The 1,082-nt window shown below is 70.7% G+C and carries 1 protein-coding gene; it reads left to right on the top strand.

Features of this window, described 5'->3' with window-relative positions:
* On the top strand, nt 1-1,082 hold a 1,082-nt coding region (locus AB0937_RS38525; RefSeq protein WP_366718876.1), incomplete at both ends, for a condensation domain-containing protein.

A 1,082-nucleotide genomic window follows, 5' to 3' on the forward strand; every position in this document is an offset into this window, starting at 1 on the left:
GGGTGCGGTGGTCGGCTGAGGGCCGGCTGGTGTTCGCGGGGCGTGCGGATGAGCAGGTGAAGATCCGGGGGTTCCGGATCGAGCCGGGTGAGGTCAAGGCGGTGCTGGCCGCGCATCCGGCGGTGGCGCAGGTGGCGGTGGTCGCCCGTGAGGACGTTCCCGGGGACAAACGCCTGGTGGCGTACGTCGTTCCGGTTCCTGGCGAGGACATGGCTCCCGAGGGGCTGGCTCGCCAGGTGCGCGCCTTCTCGGCGGAGCGGTTGCCGGAGTACATGGTGCCCTCGGCGGTTGTCGTGCTGGAGGCGTTGCCGTTGACGGTGAACGGCAAGCTGGACCGCAAGGCGCTGCCCGCACCGGAGTACGTGAGTGGCGGGGGCCGCGGTGCGGTGTCGGTGCAGGAGGAGATCCTGTGCCAGGCGTTCGCCCAGGTCCTCGGTCTGGACGAGGTGGGTGTCGAGGACGACTTCTTCGCTCTCGGCGGCCACTCGTTGCTGGCGACCCGGCTGGTGAGTCGGGTGCGTGCGGTGCTGGGGGTGGAGGTGGCGCTGCGAACCCTGTTCGAGGCGTCCACGCCGGCCGGCCTCGCGGCACGGCTGGGCCAGGCGGACACGGCGCGTCCGGCTCTGGTGGCGGGGGAGCGCCCGGAGCGGGTGCCGCTGTCGTACGCGCAGCGCCGGCTGTGGTTCTTGACGCAGCTGGAAGGTCCGAGCGCGAACTACAACATGCCGATCGCGGTGCGACTGACCGGGGCGCTGGACAGGGACGCACTTGAGGGTGCGCTGCGGGATGTGCTGGAGCGCCATGAGGTACTGCGCACGGTGTTCGCGGAGACGGACGGCGAGCCGTACCAGCGGATCCTGCCCGTCGAGGAGAGCGGCTTCGCACTGACGGTCACCGATGTGCGCGCGGAGGAGCTCGGCGGGGCTGTGGCGGAGGCGGCACGGTATGCCTTCGACCTTGCGGAGGAGATCCCTGTCCGGGCCCGGTTGTTCAGGGTCGGTGCGGATGAGCATGTGCTGGTGCTGGTGGTGCATCACATCGCGGGTGATGGCTGGTCGATGGGGCCGTTGGCGCGGGATGTG

Source organism: Streptomyces sp. NPDC047880 (assembly GCF_040706515.1).
In the GTDB taxonomy this organism is placed as follows: Bacteria; Actinomycetota; Actinomycetes; order Streptomycetales; family Streptomycetaceae; genus Streptomyces.